We start from the raw sequence: 7,038 nt of genomic DNA, 5'->3' as shown, positions 1-7,038 counted from the left end.
CGCCATCTAGCATCCAGATTCACCGGCATGAGCCGAGTTTATTCGGGTTTAAAGTCTCTTCCGGCCGTCGCGTTCTCGGTGTGGTCGACGCCGTCAGGGACCCATTTCCTTCGCGATCTTAAACGACCCGACCCGAATTGCGACTCCACCAAACGCTGCGCGACGGCTTTCTTTGTCCGGACCGACCGCGCTTTACGGCGGGCCATGCTGAACCACACGCATTCTCACCTTGAAGGAGTTTCACTTCCGTCGGGCATCGTTCCCATCAATATGGGCCGGCAACCAGGGGGAACGAACGATGTCTGAGGCAACGCGTAAGTTTAAGGCGGGCCGGGCGCTCGGCGTTTCTGCGTTGGCTTGCATCGCGGCAGTTGCCGGATGGCATCAAGCGAGCGCGCAAACAACCGGCCCCTTGAAGCTCGGCGTCCTGACCGACATGTCGTCGCTCTATGCGGACAACGGCGGTCCGGGTTCGGTGGTTGCGGCCAAGATGGCGGTCGATGACTTCGGCGGAAGCGTTCTTGGCAAAAAGATCGAGATCATATCCGGAGACCATCAAAACAAGGCCGACACGGGCAGCGTGATTACGAGGCGCTGGATCGACAACGAAGGCGTCGAGGCCATCCTGGACGTACCGAATTCGGCCGTCGCGCTCGCAGTCCAGGGCATTACGCGCGAGAAAAAGAAGCTATTCCTGGCGACCGGCGCGGCGACATCACGCCTGACCGGCGACGAGTGCTCCCCGACCGGGATCCAATGGACCTATGACACCTATGCGCTTTCGCAGGGAACGACCAAGGCCATCTCGAAGCTTGGTATCAAGAGCTGGTACTTCCTGTCCGCCGATTACTCGCTGGGCGCTCAGCTCGAAGCCGACGGCCGCAAGGTTATCTCCGCTGCGGGCGGTCAGGTCATCGGCTCGGTGAAGCATCCGGTCAATACGCCGGACTTCTCGTCGTTCCTGTTGCAAGCCCAGGCGTCAAAAGCCGAAGCCATCGCACTGGCGGACGCAGGTGGCGATTTCATCAACGCCGTCAAGCAGGCTGGCGAATTCGGCATGACGAAAACCCAGAAGCGGGTCGGCCTTCTGGTTTTCATTGCCGACATCCACAGCCTCGGCCTGCAGAGCGCGCAAGGCCTGATTCTCAGTTCCGCGTTCTACTGGGATCTCAACGACGGTACCCGGGCATGGTCGCGTCGCTTTATCGACAAGACCAAAAAGGTCCCGACCATGATCCACGCCGGCACCTATGGCGCCGTCATGCACTACCTCAAGGCGGTGGCGGCCGCCGGCACCGTCGACGGTCCGACGGTCGCTACGAAAATGCGCGAGATGCCGGTCAACGACTTCATGACCCGTGACGGCACGATTCGCGAGGATGGCCGTCTGGTTCGCGACATGTACCTCTTCAGGGTGAAGTCGCCCGAGGAGTCGAAATACAAGTTCGACTACTACCAGCTTTTGGCAACGATCCCCGGCAACGAGGCTTTCCGGCCTCTGGAGGAAGGCGGATGTCCCCTGCTCGGAAAAAAATAATCACGACGTCACGACACGGCAGCTGCGAAAGCGCGGACGCCATCGACAGGATCATAAAGGGACGCTTTGCCAGCCGGTCCTTCACCGGCCGGACAGTCCCAAGGCAGACGATTACCGATATCCTCGATGTCGCGCGATTCACGCCGAGTGGCGCCAACATCCAGCCTTGGCGTGTTTATGTCGTCGCCGGCGCAAAAAAACGGGCAATATCGTGCGCGCTATCGAAGGCGCATGAAGAGGATCGCGACGAACATTCTTCCGAATACCAGTATTACGCCTCATCGCTTCCTGAGCCTTATGCGTCGCGGCGCGACGAGTTCGGGCGGCTGTATTATGGATCGCTCGGGATCGACCGGTCGGACGCCGCGGCGCGTAGCCGCCAGACCTCGAAGAACTATCGCTTCTTCGGCGCCCCCGTCGGCCTGATCATCGCGATCGACCGCCGGCTGGCGATCGGAAGCTGGCTCGATCTCGGGATGTTCATCCAGAACGTGATGATCGCCGCGGGCGCGCGCGGTCTGCAGACCTGCCCGCAGGAAACATTTGCGAAATATCAAGCACTGCTCAGGACCCTTCTGCCCATACCATCAGAGGAATTAATCGTCTGCGGAATGTCGATCGGCTTTGCCGAGGAAGCAACAGCGAGCGCGGGAAGCCTGATGCCGAGGGCCAACATCGGTGAATTCGCGCAATTCGTCGATTTCGAAGATTGATGCCGAAATCTCAGCAAGCCAAAGGAAAAGCAGATGGGACATCGCGAAGAATTGATTAAGCGCAGTATTCCATTCCTGCAGGAGGTCAAGGACATGACCCCGAATGCAGCGATGGAACGGTGGCTGAACGAGAAATACGGAGCGAACAGCGATCTTTACCAGGATCTCGCCCGGCTGATCAAACTCGGGGTGGTCGAGGGATGGGCTGCGAACCAGGAAGTCGATGGACCCAATTATCGGCGCAGCCGGATTTTGGAGCCGTCACCGGAGACATTCCATTTCAGCATCACGGCCGTCTATATGGATAGCAAGGATCTAAAGCGGTACAAGGACGAGCACGACGACGATGTGTTGCGCGGCGAATTCCACGGCCATCCCTATGGCGAACTCAATTTGGTCATACCGGTCGATGAGGGCGCCGAACTAAAGGGTTTGCAGGGCTGGCAGGGACCCGGCTGGACCGCTCCGGATCCCGGCAGCCGTCATTACCCCGAGGTCAAGGGCGGTGCCTTGATCGCTTTGTTCTATCTTCCGGCGGGCCGTATTTCCTACGACTTCAAGGCGCCGTCCTGAAATCGATTTTACCGCGCGTCCCTCAGGTCTCGATGCCCTGCGCCCAGGGCTGCGCCGCGAAATGCCGGCGCACGAAGTCGATCAGGGCCCTGACCCGGGCGGGCCGCGCCCGGCCCGGCGGCGTGATGATGGACGGCCGCAGCCTGACCGGCCAGTCCCTAAGGACCTCCTCCAGCCTGCCGTCCTGCAATGCCTGGGCGACATAGGCTTCCGGCACTATCCGGCACATGCTCTACAGCGGATCGCTGGTGTTTGCGCCGCCGCAGCGCGCTGTCGGTCCTCGCGATTGGAGCCGATGGTGGAGCTTTATGAGGGATGCCGACTGGCGGCACGCCTCCGGCCCCAAGAGCAGCATCAACACGCAGGACAACCATCCGGTCGTTCATGTGTCCTTCGCCGATGCCGCCGCATACGCCAAGCGGGCCGGAAAGGATATTCCCACTGTCCATCCAGTTCAACGCATCGCCGCTCTGCAGATTGTCGATCCATGTCGGCCCAGCATCCGCTAGGCTCTGCTGAGCACGCCGGTGGGCAGATGGCGACGGCGAGAAACAGCGCCTCGTGCTGATGCGCGCGCCGCTACGGCGTCCAAAGCTTCTGTTGCTCGACGAGCCGACTGCCGCATTGGACGAATTGTCGGTCGGTCTCTCCGAATCGCTGCTGAAGACCTTCGTTGCGCGGACGGCGGAGCATGATCATCGTGACCACCAGGCGCAGCGCCTTGGCACGCAGCATTTCCGCATGGCGACCGGCCGCCTGGAGGCGGCATGAACCCGATTTCCCTGAGCGCCATTCGACATCGCCATGGCAGCGTCCGTTCTCATCGTCGACGCGGCGCTCTCGATCGTTCTGCATATCCGTCTGCATCGGCAGATGGCCATCCCTGGTACGACCCTCATTATGCGATACCCTTGGCAGGAATCATTTTGGGCAGCGTATTGAACTCGGCGAGCTTGGCTTTGGACAGCTTTCTCGGATCGGTGCGCCGCGACCGGCCGGGCATCGAGTGGCTTGCCCTCGGCGAACGCTATCGAACGGCGATCGCACCGATCGTGTGCGAGGCGGTGCGCAGCGGGCTGTTGCCGATCATCAACCAGATGTCGGCCGCGGGCATCGTCACCCTGTCCGGCATCATGACCGGCCGAATCCTCGCCGGCCTCGATCCGATGGAAGCCGTGAAATACGCGATTCTTCTGATGTTCCTGCTGTCGGGAGGAAGCGGCCTTGCCGCGCTCGCAGCATCATATCTTGCGGCATGGTTTCTCACCGACGATCGCCAGCGGCTCGCCTTGATCGGCTGAAAACCTAGTTGGAGCGAACGGCCGCCTAGCTATCTAACATCCGCCAACGAGCCAATTCGGAACTCCAGGCCGAATTCGACTCGCCCTTGTTCGACATCGTCGCGGGAACTTCTCCCGCGCCGCTGCGGGCGGCCGTGATGGATATCCCGGCTATGCCAGTCGAAGTGATCTCGGCCTGCTTGGAGTCGATTCCAGACTTCACTACCGCCGCAAACGTACTGAGCAAAAGAGCCAGCAGGATGACCGTCGCTATTTTCATGTCGTCCTCCCTGTTTATATGTACCGGCTGAACGGGCTTGCTCCGTTACTGCGTCTTTGATGTAGGCGCGGAGGCGGCCTGATCGGCGGCGATCCGCACCGTGTCGCCCGCGAGCAACGTTTCGGCCGGACTGTCGATCAGGCGGTCTGACGTCGCCAGACCGGCCGTGACTTCGACGCTATCGCCGAGATCCCGTCCCAGCTGCACCGTTTTCAGGATCACCTTGTCGTCGGCTCCGACCACGGCGACCTGCTTGCTCTGACTTCCCGCGATCAGCGCGGTCGAAGGAATCGTCACAAGATTCGGATCGGTCGGCAGGTTGAAGTGGACGGTGCAGTAGCTGCCGCCGAAGAATTTGCCGGCCGAATTGTCGGCCTGGAGCTCGACCTCCATGCTGTGGGAGGTGGCTTCTATGGCGTGGGAAATATGGGCTACGACGGCGTCGAACTGCACGCCGGGAGATTGCGGCATGTCGAACGTCGCCTTGACGCCCGGCGCGAGGCCCGCGACAAAGGATTGCGGCACCTGCACGAAGATGCGAACGCGATGCAAATCCGACACCTCGAACAGCGCCTGCCCTGCGCCCCCCGAACTGATCAGCATGCCCAGCTCGATGTTGCGCGCCGTAACGACGCCATCGAACGGCGACGTCAAAGTTTTGAAAGACTGCATCGCCTCCAGTTGCCCGACATTGGCCTCGTTGGCATCGACAACGGCCTTTTTCGCTTTGGAATCCGCTTGGGTCTGGTCCGCCAGCTGCTGCGCGACGATCTGCTTCTGCACCAGAATGGCGTTCCTGTTGGCCGTCAGAACCGCGATCTGCTCGTTGGCCTTGGCGCTGGCCAGGGTGGCTTTTGCCTGCCCTAGCTGCTGGTCGAGATCGGGCGCGTCGATGACCGCCAGCGTGTCGCCGGCCTTCACCGGCGATCCGATGTCGTGGGTCCATTTCTGCACATAGCCGTTTACGCGAGCGTAGATAGCCGCCTTGTTCAGCGGCTGAATGTTGCCCGGCAATGTCAAAATCTGCTGCGGGCTTCCGGCGACGAACTTCGCCAGCGACACCGAAGGCTCCGCCTGTGCGATCGTCCATTGGGTGATCTGCTGCGTGCTGCTCGCGCGATCGACGAATCCGTAGCCGAGCACAATTGTGGCCGCGAGGACGGCCACCGATGCGGTGACTATGAGACTGCGTCCGCTCGGCGACTTGATGGTATCCGGTTTCATATTACCTCCGCTCAATGGTTGCTGCGACTGCAGCGGAACTCTCATCCGCGGCAGCGCGTTTGCGGCCGTGCACGAGACTGAAGATGGAAGGGACGAGAAATAGCGTTGCAAAGGTCGCGAAAAGAAGTCCGCCAATGACCGCCCTGCCCAGCGGCGTATTCTGGCTGGGCTCGATGGCCATCGGCAGCATGCCGATGATCATGGCCAACGCCGTCATTACGACAGGCCGGAAACGGGAGCTGCCGGCTTCAAAGGCTGCCCTAACGGCATCCGCTCCGGCCGCCAGTTGTTCGCGCGCGAAGCTGATGACCAAAATGCTATTGGACGTCGCAACGCCCATGCACATGATCGCACCGGTCAGCGCCGGGACGGACAATGTCGTTCCGGTCGCAAACAACATCCAGACGATCCCGGCTAGGGCTGTCGGCAAAGCCATGATGATCACGAACGGATCGAGCCACGACTGGAACGTGACCACGATCAGCAGGTAGATCAGCACGATCGCCACGGCGAGGCCGACGAACAGCTGCTGGTAGGCGGTGGTCATGGTGCTGACCTGGCCACGCATGGCCACGCTGGCGCCCTTCGGCAGAACGGGCGCCGTATCGTGGACGACCTTTTGGATCGCTGAGGCCACCGCACCGAGATCGCGGCCCTGGGGCGTCGCGTAGATGTCGATCACGGGCTGCACGTTGTAGTGCGACACCACGACGTTGCTGTTCGACCGCTGGACCTCGGCAAGACCGCCGACCAGCTGTGTCTTGGTCGATCCGGATGCCGTGACCGGGATGTTCTTCAACCCCGACATGGTATCGATGTCCCGCTGCGGGGTCTGCACCGAGACTGGATACGACACCCCGCTGGCTGGGTTCAGCCAGTAGGTCGGGGCGGACTGCGAGCTGCCGGACAGCGTGGTCAGCATCGCAGTGGCGACATCCTTTTCACTGAGGCCGGCCAGCGATGCCAGCGAACGGTCGACATTGACGTTAAGCGTCGGCTGCTGGAACGCCTGCTGTACACGGGCGTCGGCGATGCCCGGGATCAGCTTGATCTGAGCCAGCAGCACATTGGCGTAGGTCCGGTCGGCGGCGAGATCCTTGCCCGCGATCTGCACGTCGATCGGCGCCGGCACGCCGAAATTCAGCACCTGGCTGACGATGTCCGCCGGCAGGAAGGCAAAGTCGGTGCCGGGGAACTGCTCCGGAAGCTTCGTTCGCAGCGTCTTGATGTAGCTGTCGGTTGGGCCGTGGTTGGCGTTGAGGCTGATCAGGATGTCGGCGTCAGCCACGCCGATGGTGCCGGAATTATTGTACGCCATGTTGATGCCGCTGACCGTCAGCCCGATGTTGCTGACGATGCCGCCGAGCTCATTCGACGGCACGATGCCGTGAATGGCCGTTCCGATCCGGTCGGCGAGATTGGTAGTTTCCT

10 protein-coding genes and 1 pseudogene are annotated in these 7,038 nt (G+C 61.3%); 7 read left to right on the top strand and 4 right to left on the bottom strand.

Features of this window, described 5'->3' with window-relative positions; genetic code table 11:
* From JWR89_RS03745 to JWR89_RS03730, 4 genes are all read left to right on the top strand, one after another.
* On the top strand, positions 1–306 hold a 306-nt coding region (locus JWR89_RS03745; RefSeq protein WP_299711955.1), incomplete at its 5' end, for a hypothetical protein.
* Complete coding sequence (locus JWR89_RS03740) at positions 299–1,537, top strand: ABC transporter substrate-binding protein (RefSeq protein ID WP_299711953.1); 1,239 nt, start codon at positions 299–301, stop codon at positions 1,535–1,537. The genes JWR89_RS03745 and JWR89_RS03740, both read left to right, overlap by 8 nt.
* Entirely contained in the window at positions 1,513–2,250 is a 738-nt protein-coding gene (locus JWR89_RS03735) for a nitroreductase (RefSeq protein WP_299711951.1), read from the top strand. The genes JWR89_RS03740 and JWR89_RS03735 overlap by 25 nt, the downstream gene beginning before the upstream one ends.
* 33 nt (positions 2,251–2,283) lie before the next feature.
* A complete protein-coding gene (locus JWR89_RS03730; RefSeq protein ID WP_299711949.1) occupies positions 2,284–2,823 on the top strand; it encodes a DUF4863 family protein in 540 nt (179 codons plus the stop codon).
* Positions 2,824–2,845: 22 nt separating this feature from the next.
* Here the strand turns inward: JWR89_RS03730 and JWR89_RS03725 are convergent, their stop codons facing one another.
* Positions 2,846–3,052, bottom strand: coding sequence for a LysR substrate-binding domain-containing protein (locus JWR89_RS03725; protein ID WP_299711948.1), 207 nt, complete (start codon positions 3,050–3,052; stop codon positions 2,846–2,848).
* Here JWR89_RS03725 and JWR89_RS03720 point away from each other — a divergent pair.
* The 3 genes and pseudogenes from JWR89_RS03720 to JWR89_RS03710 all read left to right on the top strand — a co-directional run bounded on the left by JWR89_RS03720 (position 3,051) and on the right by JWR89_RS03710 (position 4,124).
* A complete protein-coding gene (locus tag JWR89_RS03720; protein ID WP_299711946.1) occupies positions 3,051–3,332 on the top strand; it encodes an SUMF1/EgtB/PvdO family nonheme iron enzyme in 282 nt (93 codons plus the stop codon). The two genes, JWR89_RS03725 and JWR89_RS03720, sit on opposite strands and share 2 nt — an antisense overlap.
* A gap of 43 nt (positions 3,333–3,375) precedes the next feature.
* Positions 3,376–3,594: pseudogene (locus JWR89_RS03715) on the top strand (ABC transporter ATP-binding protein); the annotation flags it as partial.
* A complete protein-coding gene (locus tag JWR89_RS03710; protein ID WP_299711944.1) occupies positions 3,591–4,124 on the top strand; it encodes an ABC transporter permease in 534 nt (177 codons plus the stop codon). The pseudogene JWR89_RS03715 and the gene JWR89_RS03710, both read left to right, overlap by 4 nt.
* A gap of 25 nt (positions 4,125–4,149) precedes the next feature.
* On the opposite strand, the gene JWR89_RS03705 is transcribed toward JWR89_RS03710, so the two are convergent.
* The 3 genes from JWR89_RS03705 to JWR89_RS03695 all read right to left on the bottom strand — a co-directional run.
* Positions 4,150–4,383 (bottom strand): hypothetical protein, encoded by a 234-nt coding sequence (locus JWR89_RS03705; protein WP_299711942.1) that lies wholly within the window; start codon positions 4,381–4,383, stop codon positions 4,150–4,152.
* Positions 4,384–4,428: 45 nt separating this feature from the next.
* Positions 4,429–5,607 carry an efflux RND transporter periplasmic adaptor subunit gene (locus JWR89_RS03700; RefSeq protein WP_299711957.1) on the bottom strand — a complete coding sequence of 393 codons (1,179 nt, stop codon included), beginning with the start codon at positions 5,605–5,607 and terminating at the stop codon, positions 4,429–4,431.
* A gap of 1 nt (position 5,608) precedes the next feature.
* Positions 5,609–7,038, bottom strand: a 1,430-nt coding sequence (locus JWR89_RS03695; RefSeq protein ID WP_299711940.1) for an efflux RND transporter permease subunit, incomplete at its 5' end; no start/stop codon positions are given.

It is taken from the genome of Tardiphaga sp., assembly GCF_028290785.1.
Lineage (GTDB): Bacteria > Pseudomonadota > Alphaproteobacteria > Rhizobiales > Xanthobacteraceae > Tardiphaga.
This window is presented reverse-complemented; position numbering and strand designations above follow the sequence as displayed.

Bases quoted from the DNA above. Each gene is read 5' to 3' on its own strand.
- JWR89_RS03700 (WP_299711957.1), bottom strand. From the start codon at position 5,607: ATGAAACCGGATACCATCAAGTCGCCGAGCGGACGCAGTCTCATAGTC.
- JWR89_RS03710 (WP_299711944.1), top strand. From the start codon at position 3,591: ATGAACCCGATTTCCCTGAGCGCCATTCGACATCGCCATGGCAGCGTC.
- JWR89_RS03740 (WP_299711953.1), top strand. From the start codon at position 299: ATGTCTGAGGCAACGCGTAAGTTTAAGGCGGGCCGGGCGCTCGGCGTT.
- JWR89_RS03735 (WP_299711951.1), top strand. From the start codon at position 1,513: ATGTCCCCTGCTCGGAAAAAAATAATCACGACGTCACGACACGGCAGC.
- JWR89_RS03720 (WP_299711946.1), top strand. From the start codon at position 3,051: ATGCTCTACAGCGGATCGCTGGTGTTTGCGCCGCCGCAGCGCGCTGTC.
- JWR89_RS03725 (WP_299711948.1), bottom strand. From the start codon at position 3,052: ATGTGCCGGATAGTGCCGGAAGCCTATGTCGCCCAGGCATTGCAGGAC.
- JWR89_RS03705 (WP_299711942.1), bottom strand. From the start codon at position 4,383: ATGAAAATAGCGACGGTCATCCTGCTGGCTCTTTTGCTCAGTACGTTT.
- JWR89_RS03730 (WP_299711949.1), top strand. From the start codon at position 2,284: ATGGGACATCGCGAAGAATTGATTAAGCGCAGTATTCCATTCCTGCAG.